At 71.6% G+C, this 18,888-nt stretch carries 17 protein-coding genes and 2 rRNA genes (1 of these 19 running past the window's edge); 16 read left to right on the top strand and 3 right to left on the bottom strand.

Annotated features, from left to right (window positions below; translation table 11 throughout):
- From IE326_RS14155 to IE326_RS14200, 10 genes are all read left to right on the top strand, one after another.
- Positions 1 to 1,168 (top strand): 23S ribosomal RNA (locus IE326_RS14155); it begins 1,955 nt to the left of the window's first position.
- A 77-nt stretch (positions 1,169 to 1,245) separates the two neighbouring features.
- Positions 1,246 to 1,362 (top strand): 5S ribosomal RNA (gene rrf, locus IE326_RS14160).
- 68 nt (positions 1,363 to 1,430) lie between these two features.
- Positions 1,431 to 2,078 (top strand): HAD family hydrolase, encoded by a 648-nt coding sequence (locus IE326_RS14165; protein ID WP_150228990.1) that lies wholly within the window; start codon positions 1,431 to 1,433, stop codon positions 2,076 to 2,078.
- Positions 2,079 to 2,121: 43 nt separating this feature from the next.
- Positions 2,122 to 3,318 (top strand): MFS transporter, encoded by a 1,197-nt coding sequence (locus IE326_RS14170; RefSeq protein ID WP_150228988.1) that lies wholly within the window; start codon positions 2,122 to 2,124, stop codon positions 3,316 to 3,318.
- Positions 3,287 to 4,462, top strand: a complete 1,176-nt coding sequence (locus IE326_RS14175; RefSeq protein ID WP_150228986.1) for an acetoin utilization protein AcuC — start codon at positions 3,287 to 3,289, stop codon at positions 4,460 to 4,462. The genes IE326_RS14170 and IE326_RS14175 overlap by 32 nt, the downstream gene beginning before the upstream one ends.
- A 97-nt stretch (positions 4,463 to 4,559) precedes the next feature.
- Positions 4,560 to 5,375 carry a phosphatase gene (locus IE326_RS14180; protein WP_150228985.1) on the top strand — a complete coding sequence of 272 codons (816 nt, stop codon included), beginning with the start codon at positions 4,560 to 4,562 and terminating at the stop codon, positions 5,373 to 5,375.
- Positions 5,376 to 5,502: 127 nt separating this feature from the next.
- A complete protein-coding gene (locus tag IE326_RS14185) occupies positions 5,503 to 5,712 on the top strand; it encodes a helix-turn-helix domain-containing protein (protein WP_150228982.1) in 210 nt (69 codons plus the stop codon).
- A 152-nt stretch (positions 5,713 to 5,864) separates the two neighbouring features.
- Positions 5,865 to 5,963 (top strand): 30S ribosomal protein bS22, encoded by a 99-nt coding sequence (locus IE326_RS14190; RefSeq protein WP_003948845.1) that lies wholly within the window; start codon positions 5,865 to 5,867, stop codon positions 5,961 to 5,963.
- A gap of 148 nt (positions 5,964 to 6,111) precedes the next feature.
- Positions 6,112 to 7,173 (top strand): NAD-dependent epimerase/dehydratase family protein, encoded by a 1,062-nt coding sequence (locus tag IE326_RS14195; protein WP_190041670.1) that lies wholly within the window; start codon positions 6,112 to 6,114, stop codon positions 7,171 to 7,173.
- A 15-nt stretch (positions 7,174 to 7,188) separates the two neighbouring features.
- Positions 7,189 to 8,274: a lysophospholipid acyltransferase family protein gene (locus tag IE326_RS14200; protein WP_190041671.1), complete on the top strand. Its 1,086-nt coding sequence runs from the start codon at positions 7,189 to 7,191 to the stop codon at positions 8,272 to 8,274.
- Positions 8,275 to 8,359: 85 nt separating this feature from the next.
- Here IE326_RS14200 and IE326_RS14205 read toward each other — a convergent pair whose 3' ends face one another.
- The 3 genes from IE326_RS14205 to IE326_RS14215 all read right to left on the bottom strand — a co-directional run bounded on the left by IE326_RS14205 (position 8,360) and on the right by IE326_RS14215 (position 12,308).
- Positions 8,360 to 9,631, bottom strand: coding sequence for a DUF5667 domain-containing protein (locus IE326_RS14205; protein WP_190041672.1), 1,272 nt, complete (start codon positions 9,629 to 9,631; stop codon positions 8,360 to 8,362).
- A gap of 346 nt (positions 9,632 to 9,977) precedes the next feature.
- A complete protein-coding gene (locus IE326_RS14210; RefSeq protein WP_030755383.1) occupies positions 9,978 to 10,763 on the bottom strand; it encodes an ECF subfamily RNA polymerase sigma factor, BldN family in 786 nt (261 codons plus the stop codon).
- 579 nt (positions 10,764 to 11,342) lie between these two features.
- Positions 11,343 to 12,308: an HAD family hydrolase gene (locus tag IE326_RS14215; protein ID WP_150228975.1), complete on the bottom strand. Its 966-nt coding sequence runs from the start codon at positions 12,306 to 12,308 to the stop codon at positions 11,343 to 11,345.
- Between the two features lie 101 nt (positions 12,309 to 12,409).
- Between IE326_RS14215 and IE326_RS14220 the strand changes: the two genes are divergently transcribed.
- From IE326_RS14220 to hemB, 6 genes are all read left to right on the top strand, one after another.
- On the top strand, positions 12,410 to 12,691 hold the full coding sequence (locus tag IE326_RS14220; protein ID WP_150228973.1) for a glutaredoxin family protein: 282 nt from the start codon (positions 12,410 to 12,412) through the stop codon (positions 12,689 to 12,691).
- 272 nt (positions 12,692 to 12,963) lie between these two features.
- Complete coding sequence (locus IE326_RS14225) at positions 12,964 to 13,758, top strand: redox-sensing transcriptional repressor Rex (protein ID WP_150228971.1); 795 nt, start codon at positions 12,964 to 12,966, stop codon at positions 13,756 to 13,758.
- Positions 13,755 to 15,110 carry a glutamyl-tRNA reductase gene (locus IE326_RS14230; protein ID WP_190041673.1) on the top strand — a complete coding sequence of 452 codons (1,356 nt, stop codon included), beginning with the start codon at positions 13,755 to 13,757 and terminating at the stop codon, positions 15,108 to 15,110. Before IE326_RS14225 ends, IE326_RS14230 begins: the two co-directional genes overlap by 4 nt.
- Positions 15,107 to 16,084 carry a hydroxymethylbilane synthase gene (gene hemC / locus IE326_RS14235; protein WP_150228966.1) on the top strand — a complete coding sequence of 326 codons (978 nt, stop codon included), beginning with the start codon at positions 15,107 to 15,109 and terminating at the stop codon, positions 16,082 to 16,084. The genes IE326_RS14230 and hemC overlap by 4 nt, the downstream gene beginning before the upstream one ends.
- Entirely contained in the window at positions 16,081 to 17,751 is a 1,671-nt protein-coding gene (locus IE326_RS14240) for a bifunctional uroporphyrinogen-III C-methyltransferase/uroporphyrinogen-III synthase (RefSeq protein WP_190041674.1), read from the top strand. Before hemC ends, IE326_RS14240 begins: the two co-directional genes overlap by 4 nt.
- A gap of 95 nt (positions 17,752 to 17,846) precedes the next feature.
- Complete coding sequence (gene hemB / locus IE326_RS14245) at positions 17,847 to 18,851, top strand: porphobilinogen synthase (protein WP_190041675.1); 1,005 nt, start codon at positions 17,847 to 17,849, stop codon at positions 18,849 to 18,851.
- Positions 18,852 to 18,888 lie beyond the last annotated feature (37 nt).

The following is an 18,888-nucleotide window of genomic DNA, read 5'->3' on the forward strand; positions in this document are numbered from 1 at the left end:
TGGGGGTGGCCGCAGAGACCAGCGAGAAGCGACTGTTTACTAAAAACACAGGTCCGTGCGAAGCCGTAAGGCGATGTATACGGACTGACGCCTGCCCGGTGCTGGAACGTTAAGGGGACCGGTTAGTGACCTTTCGGGGTTGCGAAGCTGAGAACTTAAGCGCCAGTAAACGGCGGTGGTAACTATAACCATCCTAAGGTAGCGAAATTCCTTGTCGGGTAAGTTCCGACCTGCACGAATGGCGTAACGACTTCTCGACTGTCTCAACCATAGGCCCGGTGAAATTGCACTACGAGTAAAGATGCTCGTTTCGCGCAGAAGGACGGAAAGACCCCGGGACCTTTACTACAGTTTGATATTGGTGTTCGGTTCGGCTTGTGTAGGATAGGTGGGAGACTGTGAAGCGGCCACGCCAGTGGTTGTGGAGTCGTCGTTGAAATACCACTCTGGTCGTGCTGGATGTCTAACCTCGGTCCGTGATCCGGATCAGGGACAGTGTCTGATGGGTAGTTTAACTGGGGCGGTTGCCTCCCAAAGGGTAACGGAGGCGCCCAAAGGTTCCCTCAGCCTGGTTGGCAATCAGGTGTTGAGTGTAAGTGCACAAGGGAGCTTGACTGTGAGACCGACGGGTCGAGCAGGGACGAAAGTCGGGACTAGTGATCCGGCGGTGGCTTGTGGAAGCGCCGTCGCTCAACGGATAAAAGGTACCCCGGGGATAACAGGCTGATCTTCCCCAAGAGTCCATATCGACGGGATGGTTTGGCACCTCGATGTCGGCTCGTCGCATCCTGGGGCTGGAGTCGGTCCCAAGGGTTGGGCTGTTCGCCCATTAAAGCGGTACGCGAGCTGGGTTTAGAACGTCGTGAGACAGTTCGGTCCCTATCCTCTGTGCGCGTAGGAATATTGAGAAGGGCTGTCCCTAGTACGAGAGGACCGGGACGGACGAACCTCTGGTGTGCCAGTTGTCCTGCCAAGGGCATGGCTGGTTGGCTACGTTCGGGAGGGATAACCGCTGAAAGCATCTAAGCGGGAAGCCTGCTTCGAGATGAGTATTCCCACCTCCTTGAGAGGGTAAGGCTCCCAGTAGACGACTGGGTTGATAGGCCGGATGTGGAAGCCCAGTAATGGGTGGAGCTGACCGGTACTAATAGGCCGAGGGCTTGTCCTCAGTTGCTCGCGTCCACTGTGTTTGTTCTGAAGTAACGAACTCGCCAAGTATCTGGCTGGAGTTCAACTTCATAGTGTTTCGGTGGTCATAGCGTTAGGGAAACGCCCGGTTACATTCCGAACCCGGAAGCTAAGCCTTTCAGCGCCGATGGTACTGCAGGGGGGACCCTGTGGGAGAGTAGGACGCCGCCGAACAATTTTTAGCCTCAACCCCAGGACAAAAGTCCTGGGGTTGAGGCATTTTTGCGTTCTAGTCTGGTCGTATGCGCTACGACCTGGTCATCTTCGACAACGACGGCGTGCTCGTCGACAGCGAGCCGCTTTCCAACCGGCTGCTCGCCGGCTATCTCACCGAACTCGGACACCCCACCACCTACGAGGACTCCCTCCGCGACTACATGGGCGCCGCCATGCACCGGGTGCACGACCTCGTGGGGGAGCGGAGCGGGCAGCGGCTGCCGGAGGACTTCGACGAGGTGTTCCACGCGCGGGTCTTCGCCGCCTTCCGGGCCGAGCTGGAGCCGGTGCCGGGGGCGGCCGACGTGCTCAAGGCGCTGGTGGCCGCCGGGGTGCCGTACTGCGTGGCCTCGTCCGGGAGCCACGAGCGGATCCGGGTCGGCCACCGGAAGACCGGGCTCGACGCCTGGTTCCCCGACGAACTCGTCTTCAGCGCCGAGGACGTGGGCCGCGGGAAGCCGGCGCCGGACCTCTTCCTCCACGCCGCCGAACGGATGGGCGTGGCACCCGGACGGTGCGTGGTGATCGAGGACAGCCGGCTCGGCGTGCAGGCGGCCCTCGCCGCCGGGATGGACGTCCACGGCTTCACGGCGATGACCCCCGAGGACCGGCTGGCCGGAGCGCGGGGCTTCTTCTCGCGGATGGAGGAACTCCCGGCGATTTTGGGTCTGTGATCCATCTACCCAGCGGTAGGTTCCGGCCCTACGCTGAGCCGCCATGACCGATGCGCGGCTGCGGCGGGGACGCGGTTCCCTGGCCTTCAGTTTCTTCGTCCAGGGCGTGGCCTTCGCCCTGCTCGTGACCCGAATACCCGGGATCCAGGACCGGTACGGAATCTCCGACGGGCTCCTGCCCCTCTTCCTGGCCGCCGTGCCGATCCTCGCCGGAGCGGCGAGCGTGGCGACGGAGAAGGTCGTCGCCCGGGTGGCGCCCTCGCGGGTGCTGCGGTGGTCGCAGCCCGTCGTCCTGCTCGCCCTGCTGGGCGTGGGCGCGGGGGACGCGCTGTGGATGGCCGCCGTGGCGCTCGGCGCGTTCGGGCTCTCCGTCGGCGCGCTCGACGCGTCCATGAACATGCTGGGGGTGAGCCTCCAGCGGACGTACGGCCGGAGCATCATGCTCGGCTTCCACGCCGCGTACAGCCTCGGCGGGATCGCCGGGGCCTCGCTGGCGTGGGTGGGGGCGCACTGGCACCTGTCGCTGTTCTGGTCCTATCTCCCGGTGGTCGTGGTCCTGGCGCCGGCCGCGTACCTCGGCAGCCGGTGGTACGTGGACGGGAAGCCGGCCGCGGACGGGGGCGCGGAGGCGAAGGGAGGGTCCCCGGCGTTCAGGCTGCTGCTGCCGCTGTGCCTGGTGATGACCTTCGCGTACATCGGGGACTCGACGGTCTCCAACTGGTCGGCGAAGTACCTCCAGGACGTGCTCGGCAGCTCCGAGGAGGCGGCGACCGTCCCGTACAACGCGTACATGGTGACGACGCTCCTCGGGCGGGCCGTGGGTGACCTGGGGGTGCGGTACTTCGGGGCTTCGGTGGTCGTGCGGGCCGGGGCCGTGCTCGCCGCCTGCGGGTTCGCGCTGGTGGCGGTGGCGCCGTCGGCGTGGGTGGGCATCGCGGCCTTCACCGTGCTGGGCCTGGGGCTGAGCGTGATCGTGCCGCAGACCTTCGCGGCGGCCGGGCGGCTCTTCCCGGGGAACAGCGACGCCGCCGTCGCGCGGCTCAACGTCTTCAACTACGTCGGCTTCCTCGTCGGCTCGCCGCTCGTGGGGGCCCTCGGGGACGCGTGGAGCTACCGCGGGGCCATGCTGGTGCCGATGGTGCTCGTCCTCGTCACGGTGGCGTATGCCACGTCGTTCGGGTCGCGGGAGGCCCGATACGGTGGCGGGCATGAGCGGCCGCGCACTGTTGATGTGGGATGAAGCTGTCACGGGGTACGACTTCGGGCCCCAGCACCCGATGGACCCGGTGCGGCTCGCGCTGACCATGGGGCTCGTCCGGTCCTTCGGGCTCGACGGGGCGGTCGACGTCGTCGCCGCCCGGCCCGCCGGGGACTCCACGCTGCGGCTCGTGCACCGGGAGGACTACGTGGCCGCGGTGAAGGCCGCCTCGGCCGACCCGCGCCACGCCGACCAGGGCTACGGGCTCGGGACGGTCGACGACCCGGCGTTCGAGGGGATGCACGAGGCGTCCGCGCTGATCGCCGGGCAGTCGGTGGCGGCCGCGGAGGCCGTGTGGCGGGGCGAGGCGGAGCACGCCGTGAACTTCGCCGGCGGGCTGCACCACGCCATGCCCGGCGCCGCCTCCGGGTTCTGCGTCTACAACGACGCCTCGCTCGCCATCGCCCGGCTCCTCGAACTGGGCGCGGAGCGGGTCGCGTACGTCGACGTCGACGTGCACCACGGCGACGGGGTGCAGGCGGCCTTCTGGGAGGACCCGCGGGTCCTGACGATCTCGCTGCACGAGCACCCGCGGACCCTCTTCCCGCAGACCGGATGGCCGGAGGAGACCGGGGCGAGCGGGCCCGGCGAGGGCGGCGCGGTCAACGTGGCGCTGCCGGCCGGGACCGGGGACGCGGGCTGGCTGCGGGCCTTCCACGCCGTCGTCCCCGAACTGCTCGCCGGCTTCCGGCCCCAGGTCCTGGTGACCCAGCACGGGGCCGACACCCACTTCGACGACCCGCTGGCGCACCTGGCGGTGTCCCTGGACGCCCAGCGGGCCGTGCAGGAGGCATGCCACGAGCTGGCGCACGCGCACTCCGGCGGCCGGTGGGTGGCGCTGGGCGGCGGCGGATACGCGGTGGTCGACGTCGTCCCGCGGTCGTGGACCCACCTCGTGGGGATCGCCGCGCACGCGCCCGTGGCGCCCGAGACGGTCGTGCCGTCCTCGTGGCGGGACGAGGTGTACGCGCGGACCCGGCAGCTGGGCCCGGGGCGGATGACGGACGGCCGGTGGCCGGTGGACTTCCGCGACTGGTCGGCGGGTTACGACCCCGCCGACCGGCTGGACCAGGCGGTCCTCGCGACCCGGCGGGCGGCCTTCCCGCTGCGCGGCCTCCTCGCCTGAGCCGCGCCCGCCCGATCCGTACCCCTTGTTACGCCAACTGTGCGGCGCCCGGCCGGTTTTGACGTTTCGGCAGGATCGATCCGGCAGCATCGGAAGGGTGTTGAGTACCGGGGCGCTGCGGGCGCATCTGTTGGCGGCGGGGTTGGCGGGGACGGTGGCTACCTCGCGGGAGGAGAGCCTGCGGAGTTACCGGCTCTTCGCCGCGCGGGACCCGCGGGTGACGCTGGGGCTCGTGCCGGCCGGAGGCTGGGGCGAGCCGGAGCTGCTGCGGCTGATGGCGGAGAAGTGCGGGGTCTCGGAGGACCCGGCGCACCGGTCGGGACCGGACGTGATCGACCCGGAGCGGACCCTGCGGGGGCTCGACGCCTTCGCGGGACGGCTCGCGGAGGCGGCGGCGCGACGGGCCCCGGTGCTCTTCGGCACGGGCCATCCGCACCGCCTGCTCGGTTTCTACGCCGCTCTCGCAGACGCCTTGTCGGCGGTGGGATGTGACGTACTCACCCCCGCGCAGGGGCGATGTGTCGACATGGCGACCCGGTTCGGTCTACGCACGCACCGCGTCGACTACGTGCGCGGCGTCGCGTTCGTACGGCAGGAGGAGCCCCCGGAGGGTGGGCGCGAGGCGGGGGCGCACTCCCATTCGGCGCTGCCGGTCAGGGCCGCGCTGGAGAGTGCGGCGCAGGCCGGCGGGCCGCTGCCCGCGCTGGTCGTGGGGGACCACGGATGGGTCTGCGGTGCTGGTCAGCTGGGTATCGAGGCGATCGGGCTGGCCGACACGGACGATCCCGCGCTCTTCGTCGGGGAGGCCGAGGGGCAGGTGGCGGTGGCCGTCCCGATCGATGACGGGGTGCGCTCGGCGTACTACCGTCCCCTCACGCGCTATGTACTCAATCGAGCGTGTCTGTCACGGTAAACGGGCGATAGGGGCTCCTCTTCCCCACTCGCACCACCCGCCCCTACTCTGATTCGTGAGCGTTCGACGACGAAGAGTCACCGGAGGGGAAGCCGGTGGGCGTCGCGGCGGAAGGTACAGGTGGGTCATGGCTGCTGGCGATCGGCCTCTCAACGAGGTCAAGTTCCTGACCGTGGCGGAAGTCGCCGCGGTGATGCGCGTCTCGAAGATGACCGTGTACCGCTTGGTGCACAGCGGTCATCTACCGGCGATCCGGGTGGGCAGGTCCTTCCGGGTCCCGGAACAGGCTGTTCACGAGTACCTGAGGGAGTCGTACGTGGGGGTGGGGACCGCGTAGCGGACGCGCGGCCGTCCTGCGGCTGAACGGTCGGTGAGAGCCGTACCGCCCTCGGATTACTCGTGTGGTGCGAGGAGCGGTAGGCTGACCCCTCGTAGGTCGTGTGGGCCCAGACGCCCCGCACCAGTGAGAAGAAGTGAGCGAGGGTAGTCGTGGGCTCTGTTATCAAGAAGCGGCGCAAGCGGATGGCCAAGAAGAAGCACCGCAAGCTGCTCAAGCGCACGCGCGTTCAGCGTCGCAACAAGAAGTAAGAGAACGGCAGCCGCCCGCGCGGCAGCCGCGAGAGGCGTGGCCCTCCACCACCAGGTGGGGGGCCACGTTTCATTGCGCCGAAATCCGCAGGCGCTACGGTGGCGGCTACGGGAAGACGCCAGGGAAGACCGACGGAAGGCGCTGATCTTGGGCAAGGTCGTGCTCGTCACCGGTGCGGCCCGGCACCTGGGGGGCCGGTTCGTACGGCGGATCCAGCGGGATCCGGGGGTGGACCGGGTGGTGGCCGTGGACGCGGTCGAACCGGCGCACTCCCTGGGGGCCGCCGACTTCGTCAGGGCGGACATCCGCCGCCCGGCCATCGCCAAGGTGCTCGCGGAGCACGGGGTGGACACGGTGGTGCACCTCGACGTGACGGGGACGGCGCTGGGCGCGGGCGGCCGGACGTCGGTCAAGGAGACCAACGTCATCGGCACCATGCAGCTGCTGGGGGCCTGCCAGAAGTCGCCGCGGGTCGGCCGGCTCGTGGTGAAGTCCAGTACGACCGTCTACGGCTCCGCACCCCGGGATCCGGCGGTCTTCACCGAGACGACGCCGGCGAAGGCGCTGCCGAGCGGCGGCTTCGCGAAGGACGCCGTCGAGGTCGAGGGCTACGTGCGGGGCTTCGCCCGGCGCCGGCCGGACGTGGCGGTGTGCGTGCTGCGCTTCGCGAACATCCTGGGGCCCCGGGTGGAGTCGCCGCTGACCGAGTACCTGTCGCTGCCGGTGCTGCCGACGGTCCTGGGCTACGACCCGCGGCTCCAGTTCGTCCACGAGGACGACGTGATCGACGTGCTGGGGCTGGTGGCGCAGGAGCCGGCCGGGGCCTCGCTGAACAGCGGCACCTTCAACGTGGCGGGCGACGGGGTGCTGCTGCTGTCGCAGTGCGCCCGGCGGCTCGGGCGGCCGACGGTGCCCGTGCTGCTGCCGGCGGTCACCTGGGTGGGCTCCGCGCTGCGGACGGTGGGCCTGACGGACTTCGCGCCCGAGCAGATCCGGCTCCTCACGCACGGCCGGGTCGTCTCGACCGCGCAGCTGCGGGAGGTCCTGGGCTTCTGGCCGCGCTACACGACGGCGGAGGCGTTCGCGGACTTCGCGGCGAGCCGGGGACCGGGGCCGCTGCCCCCGGCGGTCCTGGCGGGCGCGGTGGACCGGCTGGCCGGCCGGCTCGTCCCGGGCGCCCCCGTGACCCCTTCCGACGACGGTGCCTGAGGAGCGGCGACAGTGATGGCGGACGCCAAGGTGATTCCTTTCGACGACGACCGTTCGCGGGCCCGGCGGCGCCCGGCCCGGTCCGAGGACCCGGCCGGTCCCGACACGGGGACGGCGGCGGTACGGGCGCTGCCGGGCGCCCGCGAGGCCGGGCAGCCCGCTGCTCCGGAGCCGGCCGCCCCGGGGGTGGGTGCTCCGGGATCCGGTGCTGAGGCGTCCGGTGCTGCGGAGGCTTCCGCAGGGGAGGCTTCAGGCGGCCGGTCGGGCTGGGAGCGGCGGCTCGCGGGCGGGCTGGCCTTCCTGCGGCGGCGGGTCACCGGTGAGTACGAGGTCGACGAGTTCGGGTACGACGCCGAGCTGACCGACCAGGTGCTGATGTCGCTGCTGCGTCCGGTGTACGAGAAGTACTTCCGGGTGGAGGTGAAGGGCGTCGAGAACATCCCGGAGAAGGGCGGGGCGCTGATCGTCGCCAACCACTCCGGGACGCTGCCGCTGGACGGGCTGATGATGCAGGTGGCGGTGCACGACCACCATCCGGCGGGCCGGCACCTGCGGCTGCTCGCGGCGGACCTGGTCTTCGTGCTGCCGGTGGTCAACGAGCTGGCCCGGAAGGCGGGGCACACCCTGGCGTGCGCGGAGGACGCGGAGCGGCTGCTGCGGGCGGGCGAGGTCGTCGGGGTGATGCCGGAGGGCTTCAAGGGGATCGGGAAGCCGTTCTCGGAGCGGTACAAGCTCCAGCGGTTCGGGCGGGGCGGCTTCGTCTCGACGGCGCTGCGGGCGGGGGTGCCGATCGTGCCCTGCTCGATCGTGGGCGCCGAGGAGATCTACCCGATGATCGGCAACGCGAAGACGCTGGCGCGGCTGCTCGGGCTGCCGTACGTGCCGATCACGCCGACCTTCCCGTGGCTGGGTCCGCTGGGGGCGCTGCCGCTGCCGACGAAGTGGACGATCCAGTTCGGCGAGCCGATCCCCACGGACTCCTATCCGGCGGAGGCGGCGGAGGACCCGATGCTGATGTTCAACCTGACGGACCAGGTCCGGGAGCAGATCCAGCACACGCTGTACAAGCTGCTGGTGCAGCGGCGGTCGGTCTTCTTCTGAGGATCCCCGGATCGCCCCGGGAGCGGCCGTCTCCGGGCATGGCAGAAGGGGCGCCCCCCGTCCGTGGGGGCGCCCCTTCTGCTTGTCAGCGAGCGTCCTCGCTGTCGATGCCGAGGCCCGGAAGGAGGCCCGGCAGGAGTGGCGGGATGGTGACGTCCGGGGGCGTGGGGGTCACCTGTCCGTCCTCGGGTGCGGGCGGGGTGGTGCCCGTGGGGGACGGCAGGAGGCCGCCGGTGTTGCCGCCGAGGAGGCCGTCTTCCTCGGGGGCGGTGGTACCGGTCTCGGCGCCCGGGCTCGGGGTGGCTCCGGTGCCGGTACCGCTGTCGGGGCCCGGGCCGGCGGAGTGGGCGCTGCCGGTGGGGCGGGGGGCGGTGGCCGAGGGGTCGCCCTGGGTGGGGGCTTCCTGGGTGGCCGGGGGGTGCTGCGGGTCCGTGCCCTGCGGGCGCTGCGGGGCGGCGGGGCTGCTGCTGGAGCCGCCGGTGTCGACCGCACTCCTCTCGGGGGTGCGGGGCAGCATCGACTGGAGCGGCTCGACCTCCTGGTCTATGGCGTCGAAGACGCCGGTGACCTCTTCGCCGACGTCGGCGAGCTGGACGGGGAGGCGGTCGCGCAGGCCGTTCCAGGCGTCGCGGTGGGCCTGGGAGAACGAGTTCAGCCGGGCCATGGGGGCGATCTCGCCGTTCTGGTCGTAGGCCTGGCGGAGCAGCCGGTGGCCTTCCTCGGCGTCGTGCTTCATGCCGCCGAGGGCGCGGCGGATCTCGGCGAGGGACTCGTGGTCGAGGTCGCCGGAGCGGGTGCGCTCCATGAGGCGGCGGGCCTCGCTGAGCCGGGTGGACGCCTGGTCGAGGTAGATGCCCCCGCGGTCGGCGTCGTCGTCGGCCATGCCGAGCTTGAGGTCCTCCATGCCTCGTTTGAGTCCGTAGAGCGAATCACCGGGGAGGGCGTCGGAGCTGGCGGCGGCCACGCCGCCGAAGGCTCCGGCGGCCACTCCGACGGTGAGGCCGCCCGCGGCGAGGCCCTTGGTCCAGCGGGAGCGTGGGCGGAGCTTCCGCAGGGGTGAGGCCCGGTGGGCTCCCCGTGTGGTCCGCTGCTCCGGGACGGTGGGGCCTGCGGCGGCCGTCCCCTGGGCGAACATCGCCTCCATGGCGGCGACGAGCTGGGCTCGCTGCACCACCTTGACCTCGGGGTCGAGCTCCGGCTTCGGCAGTGCGCCGAGGTCGCTCGCCAAGGTCAACAGTCGTCCCTGGTCGCCGGTGTCGGCGGGGGCGTCGGGCCGTTCGGCTGCCGCGCCCTCGGACGTCCGGTCCTCCAGGGCCTGGGCGAAGGCGTTCGCCCGCCGGTGCACGTTCGCGATCACTGGCGGCACCTCCTCTCGTCATGACGGTCGACTCCCCAGGGGGTCCGGAAGGTTGCGCACCTTGAGCACATCCACACGAAAGAGTGAGTGTCTGCGGGCAGGGCGTGACCACAGGGAGCCTGCATTTCGCACAACGAGCGGCGCGGCACTTGGGTTACGCGCGAAAGATGATCGGACCAGTGGGTCATCGAGGCGTCACCGACTGTGATGTGGGACGGGCAGTGGTGGCGTGGGGGGAGGGGTGTGGGTGAGGGGGACACGTGACCACGGGGGAGGGGGTGGGGTGAGGGGGCGGGGCGGGGATGTGGAAGAGGTGGGGACGGCGGCGGTCGGCGGCCCGCGTGGGCTAGCGGGCGTCTTCCGGGAGGAGCCGGGCCAGGGTGCGGACGGCCCGGTACTGGAGGGTCTTGATGGCGCCCTCGTTCTTCCCCATGACCCGCGCGGTCTCGGCGACCGAGAGGCCCTGGAGGAAGCGGAGGGTCACGCACTCCTGCTGCTGGGGATTGAGCCGGCGGACGGCGTCGAGGAGCGCGGCGTTGGAGAGGGACTCGAGGACGGAGTCCTCCGGGCTGCGCTCGACCTCGTTGGCGTCGAGCATCTCACCGGTGGTGACTTCGAGGCGGAAGCGGCTGGACTTGAAGTGGTCGGCGACCAGGTTCCTGGCGATGGTGACGAGCCAGGCGCCGAAGTCGCGTCCCTGCCAGGTGAAGGTGGAGATCCGGCGCAGGGCGCGCAGGAAGGTCTCGCTGGTGAGGTCCTCCGCCGTCGCCTTCCCGCCGACGCGGTAGTAGATGTAGCGGTAGACGGTGTCGCTGTACTGGTCGTACAGCCTGCCGAAGGCGTCGGCCTCCCCGGCCTGGGCGCGTTCGACCAGGTCCATCATGCGGGCGCTGTCGCTGTCGGCGGTGGGGCGCCGGGCGGTGGTCGGGGCTCCCGCGCCGCCGCGCGCGCCCCGTCTGCCGACGGCGGCACCGCCGTCGGCCAGGGCATAGCAAGGACCGGCGAGTGCCGGTGTGGCGAAGGCGAGGGCAGGGCCGGCGTACGCGGTGGGGACGAAGCCACGCAAGTGGTCGAGGACCGTTGCGCGCAGCGTAGCCAGGCCCGAGGCGTCAACCCCGACGTGTGGGTACACGGGACTCCCAGAGGCAGAGCTTCCATCACGTGCAGTGCGGAGCCGTTCACTCGTCGTGGCGACGGGAGGGTTCCGCTGTGCGTCTGAGGAGAATAACGCTTCGTACAGGCAGCACTACACCCAGTTGCTCAAATCATCGATTACGTCGGTTCTGTTACTGCTTGTCGACAGATCAAGTCGCAGTTGGTGACCGGTTATTGATCGAATGACTTCCGAGTGTGACTGCGTCGGCGTTGCGTTGTGCTCATGTGCGGTAAGGGGGAGTGATCGGGGCCGCTCGTGGGTAAGGGCGGTGAAATGCCTGGGAGTCGAGCTGTGCGGGGCTGTTCGACCACGGACGGGTGAGTCCCTTTGGTCCGTGGTTGTCGCAGATGATCGCAGCCGAAACGTATCGCCACGGGCGTGGCGCGCGGGAAACGCGGGGCGGTTCGAGTACGGGAGGCGAAAGCGGCGCGCGCTCGGGCGTGTCGGCGGTGACCGTGCGTACGGGAGGACCGGCGGACCGTGCGTACCGGCGGTGCCCGCGAGATCGTGCGTGTCGGTGGTGCGGGGGTCCGCGGTGCGGGGCCGGCGGGGGCGTCAGCGCCGGCGGCGGTGCAGGGCGACCGCGGCGGCGGTGCCGCCGGCGACGGCGCCGAGGCCGGCGGCGGCCGGGATGCCGATCTTGGCGGCCTTGCGGCCGGTCCGGTAGTCGCGCAGCCGCCAGTCGCGGTCCCGGGCGTGCCGGCGCAGCTTGGTGTCCGGGTTGATCGCGTACGGGTGGCCGACGAGCGAGAGCATCGGGATGTCGTTGTGGGAGTCGCTGTAGGCGGCGCAGCGGGCGAGGTCCAGGCCCTCGGCGGCGGCCAGCGCCCGGACGGCCTCGGCCTTGGCGGGGCCGTGCAGCAGCTCGCCGACCAGCCGGCCGGTGTAGACGCCGTCGACGGACTCGGCGACGGTGCCGAGGGCGCCGGTGAGGCCGAGGCGGCGGGCGATGATCGTGGCCGTCTCGACCGGGGCGGCCGTGACCAGCCAGACCTTCTGGCCGGCGTCGAGGTGGGCCTGGGCCAGGGCGCGGGTGCCCGGCCAGATCCGGTCGGCCATGTACTCGTCGTAGATCTCCTCGCCGATCGACATCAGTTCGGAGACGCGGTGGCCCTTGACGATGGAGAGCGCGCTGTCGCGGGCCTCCTGCATGTGGGCCGGGTCCTCGACGCCGGCCAGCCGGAACCAGATCTGGGCCCAGGCGAAGCGGGCGAGTTCGCGGCGCTGGAAGAACTTCCGCTTGTACAGGCCGCGGCCGAAGTGGAAGATCGCGGCGCCCTGCATCACGGTGTTGTCGAGGTCGAAGAAGGCGGCGGCCCGCACGTCCCCGACGACGGGGAACTCGGGCTCCTCGGGCTCGGCTTCGGAGGCGCGTGCCGCCTCCAGGGCGGCGGCCTCCTCTCTCTCCTGTTCCAGCTGGAGCGAGGTCTTGCGGGCCGCCTCGGCGGCGGCCTCGCCTGCCAGGACGCTGCGCGCGGTGGCGGAGCGCCTACGGGGGGTGAGCCATCCCAGAGCGGCCATGTCTGGAGCATAGCCAGTCTGTTCGGTACTTCCCGACTTGTGGGGGTGCCGTCGTGTGAACAGTGCGGGTCCCCGCCGTGACCGGGCGGGACAATGGCGGCATGTTCGGACGTGCGAAGAAGAAGGACGCGGCGAAGGATCCGGCCGCGCGGACCGTGACGCTGATCGGGAAGCCGGGGTGCCACCTCTGCGACGACGCCCGGGCGGTGGTCGAGGCGGTGTGCGCCGAGACCGGGGCGCGCTGGGAGGAGCGGGACATCCTCCAGGACGAGGCGCTGTACAAGGAGTACTGGGAGCAGATTCCCGTCGTCCTGGTCGACGGGGAGCAGCACACCTTCTGGCGGGTGGACGCCGATCGGCTGCGGCGCGAACTGGGTGCGTGACCGAAAGCCGGTTACCATCGTGGACGTTTTGTTGGCATTCGGGGGCCACGTCGTGAGGAGTGTGTGCGGCTTTGCCCCCTTCGGGATCTCAACGCGTCGCACGGCTCGGCGGTTCCGTATCGACGAGAACCAGCCGCGTGACCCCGGTCACTTTGGCCGGACAAAACGGACACCATCTTTGTGCACGCGTTCACAAAGACATAGCCTGCATTCGACGGGGCGGTCCTGGGACGTGTGGCCGCCTGCAGCCCCGCTCATCCCGCAGGAGCACCGTGGCAACTGGCCGAACTCACCGACCGGCGACCCGTAGCCGAGGAATTCCCGAGGCCACCGTCGCCCGCCTTCCGCTGTATCTGCGCGCCCTGACCGCGCTGTCGGAGCGCTCCGTACCCACGGTCTCCTCGGAGGAGCTCGCGGCCGCGGCCGGGGTCAACTCCGCGAAGCTGCGCAAGGACTTCAGCTACCTCGGCTCGTACGGCACCCGCGGTGTCGGCTACGACGTCGAGTACCTCGTCTACCAGATCTCCCGTGAGCTCGGTCTCACCCAGGACTGGCCCGTCGTGATCGTCGGCATCGGCAACCTCGGTGCCGCGCTCGCCGGTTACGGCGGCTTCGCCTCCCGCGGCTTCCGCGTCGCCGCGCTCATCGACGCCGACCCCGCCATGACCGGCAAGCCGGTCGCCGGGATCCCCGTCCAGCACAGCGACGACCTGGAGAAGATCATCGCCGAGGACGGCGTCTCCATCGGCGTCATCGCGACCCCGGCCGGCGTCGCCCAGGCCGTCTGCGACCGGCTCGTCGCCGCCGGCGTGACCTCCATCCTCAACTTCGCCCCGACCGTGCTCTCCGTGCCGGACGGCGTCGACGTGCGCAAGGTGGACCTGTCCATCGAGCTCCAGATCCTCGCCTTCCACGAGCAGCGCAAGGCCGGCGAGGAGCCGGGCGACGAGCAGCCCGCCCCGCCGCAGGCCGCCGCGCCCGTGGCGCCGCCGGTCGCCACCCGCACCACCGCCGAGGGCGGCCGCAAGGGACCCGACGGGGACGTCCCCGCCGTGATGCCGGCATGAGCCTCCTCGTCGTCGGGCTGAGCCACCGCAGCGCCCCCGTCTCCATCCTGGAGCGGGCCTCGCTGCCGGCGGACACCCAGGCCAAGCTCCTCCAGGACAGCCTCGCCGCCGAACCGGCCGCCGAGGCCACCGTCCTCGCCACCTGCAACCGCATCGAGCTCTACGCCGACGTGGACAAGTTCCACGCGGGCGTCGCCGAGCTCTCCACGCTCCTCGCCCAGCACAGCGGCGTCGGCCTGGACGAGCTCACCCCCTACCTCTACGTGCACTACGAGGACCGGGCCGTCCACCACCTCTTCTCGGTGGCCTGCGGCCTGGACTCCATGGTCGTCGGCGAGGGCCAGGTCCTCGGCCAGATCAAGGACGCCCTCGCCCTCGGCCAGGAGCTGCACACCGCGGGACGGCTCCTCAACGACCTCTTCCAGCAGGCCCTGCGGGTCGGCAAGCGCGCCCACAGCGAGACCGGCATCGACCGGGCCGGGCAGTCGCTCGTCACCTTCGGTCTGGAGCAGCTCGCCCAGGACACCGCCGTCGAGACCTGGGCGCGGGGCAAGCGCGCCCTCGTCATCGGCGCCGGCTCCATGTCCTCGCTGGCCGCCGCGACCCTCGCCCGCGCCGGGGTCGCCGAGATCGTCGTCGCCAACCGGACCCTCGCCCGCGCCGAGCGGCTCGCCGAGATCCTCGCCGAGCCCGGCGGCACGGGCGTCACCGCGCGCGCGGCCGAGATGGTTGCCGTCGGCGACGAACTGCGCCGCGCGGACGTCGTCGTCTCCTGCACCGGCGCCACCGGCCTCGTCCTCACCGGCGACGCCGTCGCGGCCGCCGCCGAGGGCCGCGACGAACCCCTGTACCTGCTCGACCTCGCCATGCCCCGCGACATCGACGCCGCCGTCCACCGGATCCCCGGCGCCCGGCTCGTCGACATCGAGTCGCTGGCCGACGCCTCCGCGGACGCCCCCATGGCCGCCGACGTCGACCAGGTCCGCTCCATCGTCTCCGACGAGGTCGCCGCCTTCGGCGCCGCCCAGCGGGCCGCCCACATCACCCCGACCGTGGTCGCCCTGCGCACCATGGCCGCCGACGTGGTGGCCAGCGAGGTCGCCCGCCTGGAAGGCCGCCTCCCCGGCCTCGACGACAAGCAGCGCGCCGAGATCACCCAGACCGTGCGCCGCGTCGTCGACAAGCTCCTGCACGCGCCGACCGTGCGGGTCAAGCAGCTCGCCAGCGAGCCCGGCGGTGCCGGGTACGCGGACGCGCTGCGGACACTCTTCGACCTCGACCCGGAGACGGTGGCCTCCGTCTCCCGGGCCGACCTGAATGACGCCGACGTCAAGAACCGAGGGCGAGTATGACCGAGAGGGCACTGAGGCTCGGGACCAGGCGCAGCAAGCTCGCCATGGCCCAGTCCGGCCACGTGGCCGACGCGGTCCGGCAGCTGACCGGCCGGCCCGTCGAGCTCGTGGAGATCACCACGTACGGGGACACCTCCCGTGAGCACCTCGCGCAGATCGGCGGCACCGGCGTCTTCGTCGCCGCCCTCCGCGACGCGCTGCTCGCCGGCGAGGTCGACTTCGCCGTTCACTCCCTGAAGGACCTGCCGACCGCCCAGCACCCCGACCTGGTGCTGGCCGCGATCCCGGAGCGCGAGGACCCGCGCGACGTCCTGATCGCGGGGGAGGGCGTGACCCTCGACCGGCTGCCCAAGGGCGCCCGCGTCGGCACGGGCTCGCCCCGCCGCATGGCCCAGCTCCACGCGTACGCGCGCAGCCACGGCCTGGAGTTCACCTGCGTCCCGATCCGGGGCAACGTCGACACCCGCGTCGGCTACGTCCGCAGCGGCGAGCTCGACGCGGTGGTCCTCGCCGCGGCCGGCCTCAACCGCATCGGCGGGACCGAGGAACTCCTCGGCTCCCTGTCCCACGACCCCCTCCCGGTCGACTCCGTCCTGCCCGCCCCCGGCCAGGGGGCCCTGGCGGTCGAGTGCGCGGCGGCCTCCGCCGACCTCGTCGCCGAACTCCGCGAACTCGACGACCCGCTGACCCGGGCCGCCGTGACCGCCGAGCGGTCCCTGCTCGCCGCCCTGGAGGCCGGCTGTTCCGCACCCGTGGGTGCGCTCGCCGATCTCCTGGACGACGGGAAGCCGGCCATCACCGAAATGCGCCTGCGGGCTGTCGTCGGCACCACCGACGGATCCACGCTGGTGCAGCTGTCCACCACCGGTCCCGTGCCCGCGACGAACCGCGCGGCGATGGAGCTCGGACGCGAACTCGCGGACGAGATGCTCGCCAAGGGTGCGGCCGGTCTTATGGGGGAGCGAGCACTTTGAACCCCACCAGTCCGACCACCAGTCCCGTGTCCCCCGTCTTCGCGGGCCACGGCCACGTCACCTTCCTCGGGGCAGGCCCGGGCGACCCCGGACTCCTGACGCTGCGGGCCGTCGAGGCCCTGGCGGGAGCGGACGTCCTGATCGCCGAGCCGGAGGTCCTCGACGTCGTCCGCGGCCATGCGCGCGCGGGCGTGAGCACGCCTGAGCTGGCGGTTGTTGACGAGGCGTCAACAGCCGCCGGCGTCCCCGTGTTGAGGGATGCGGCTAATCTTGTCATGGAGGCCGCGCGCGGCGGCAGGCGGGTGGTCCGTGCGGTCACCGGCGACCCCGGCCTCGACGGCAACGCGGGCGCCGAGATGCGCGCCTGCGCCGCCGAGGGCATCCCCTTCGAGGTCGTGCCCGGCGTCGCGAACGCGGTCGGCGTCCCCGCGTACGCCGGTGTGCCGCTCCGCGACGAGCAGGGCACCGACGTCCGCTTCGTCGACGCCCGCACCGCCGACGACCGCTGCTGGAGCGAGGTCGGCGCCTCCGACGGCACCGTCGTCGTCTCCACCTCCCTCGACGCGGTCGCCGCGGCCGCCGGCGAGCTGGTGGCCGCGGGCCGCAAGCCCGACACCCCGCTCACCGTCACCATCGCCGGCACCACCACGCGCCAGCGGACGTGGAACGCGACGCTGGGGACGATCGCCCAGGTCTTCAAGCAGGGCAAGGTGCTCCCCTCCCCCGAGGGCCACCGGCCGGTGATAGCCGTGGTCGGCGAGCGCGGCGCCGCGGCGCTGCGCGACCAGCTCTCGTGGTTCGAGTCCAAGCCGCTCTTCGGCTGGCGGGTGCTCGTGCCGCGCACCAAGGAGCAGGCCGCGTCGCTCTCCGACCAGCTGCGCTCGTACGGCGCCGTGCCCCACGAGGTGCCGACCATCGCGGTCGAGCCGCCCCGGACCCCGCAGCAGATGGAGCGGGCCGTCAAGGGACTCGTGACCGGACGGTACGAGTGGATCGCCTTCACCTCGGTGAACGCGGTCAAGGCCGTGCGCGAGAAGTTCGAGGAGTACGGGCTCGACGCCCGCGCCTTCGCCGGGATCAAGGTCGCCGCGGTGGGCGAGCAGACGGCCGCCGCGCTGATCGACTTCGGCGTGAAGCCGGACCTCGTGCCGAGCGGCGAGCAGTCCGCGGCGGGCCTCCTGGAGGACTGGCCGCCCTACGACCCGGTCTTCGACCCGATCGACCGCGTCTTCCTGCCGCGCGCCGACATCGCGACCGAGACGCTGGTCGCCGGGCTGATCGAGCTGGGCTGGGAGGTCGACGACGTCACGGCGTACCGCACCGTGCGCGCCTCGCCCCCGCCGGCCGACACCCGCGAGGCGATCAAGGGCGGCGGCTTCGACGCCGTGCTCTTCACCTCCTCGTCGACCGTGCGGAACCTGGTCGGCATCGCCGGCAAGCCGCACAACGTGACCGTCATCGCCTGCATCGGCCCGGCCACGGCCAAGACGGCGGAGGAGCACGGCCTGCGGGTCGACGTCCTCTCGCCCGAGCCGTCCGTCCACAAGCTGGCGGAGGCGCTCGCCGAGTTCGGCATCCGGCGGCGGGAGGCGGCGCTGGAGGCCGGCGACCCCGTGACGCGGCCCAGCGAGCGGCGCCCCGGCGCACGGCGACGCCGCACGACCTGACCCCGTACGACCTCTGTTGCCGTCCCGCGCACCCCGCGCGGGACGGCAACAGGGTGTCGGTAAGTGGGGGCCCGGGGCGGGCGTAGCCTCGGGGGATGAACTCGTATGGAAGCTTTCCGGGGGCGCGGCCGCGGCGGCTGCGGACGACGCCCGCCATGCGGCGGATGGTCGCCGAGACCCGGCTGGACCCGGCCGACCTGATCCTGCCCGCCTTCGTGCGCGAGGGCGTGAGCGAGCCCGTGCCGATCGGGGCCATGCCCGGCGTCGTCCAGCACACGCGGGACACGCTGCGGCGCGCCGCGGTGGAGGCGCTGGAGGCCGGGGTCTCCGGGATCATGCTCTTCGGCGTGCCGGAGGACGAGAAGAAGGACGGCCTGGGCACCGCCGGGACCGACCCGGAGGGCATCCTCCAGGTCGCGATCCGCGACGTGCGGGCCGAGGTCGGCGACGAGCTCGTGATCATGTCGGACCTCTGCCTCGACGAGTACACCGACCACGGCCACTGCGGCGTCCTCGACGAGGACGGGCGGGTCGACAACGACGCCACCCTGGAGCGGTACGCCGAGATGGCGCAGGTCCAGGCCGACGCGGGCGTCCACGTCGTCGGGCCGTCCGGGATGATGGACGGCCAGGTCGGCGTGATCCGCGACGCCCTGGACACCATCGGCAAGGAGGACGTGTCGGTCCTCGCGTACACCGCGAAGTACTCCTCCGCCTTCTACGGCCCCTTCCGCGAGGCCGTCGGCTCCTCCCTCAAGGGCGACCGCAAGACCTACCAGCAGGACCCCGCCAACCTCCGCGAGTCCCTGCGCGAGCTGGCGCTGGACCTGGAGGAGGGCGCGGACATGGTGATGGTGAAGCCCGCCGGACCGTACCTGGACGTCCTCGCGAAGGTCGCCGAGGCCGTGGACGTGCCCGTCGCCGCGTACCAGATCAGCGGCGAGTACGCGATGGTCGAGGCCGCCGCCGAGAAGGGCTGGATCGACCGCGAGAAGGCGATCCTGGAGACCCTCACCGGCATCCGCCGCGCGGGCGGCCGCATGATCCTCACCTACTGGGCCACCGAGGCCGCGCGGATGCTGGCGGCGGGCCGCCGCTAGACCGCTTCCTCAGGGGCGGGCGCCCCCGAGGTGAGTG

The sequence above is a fragment of the Streptomyces filamentosus genome, assembly GCF_014654895.1.
Taxonomy (GTDB): domain Bacteria; phylum Actinomycetota; class Actinomycetes; order Streptomycetales; family Streptomycetaceae; genus Streptomyces; species Streptomyces filamentosus.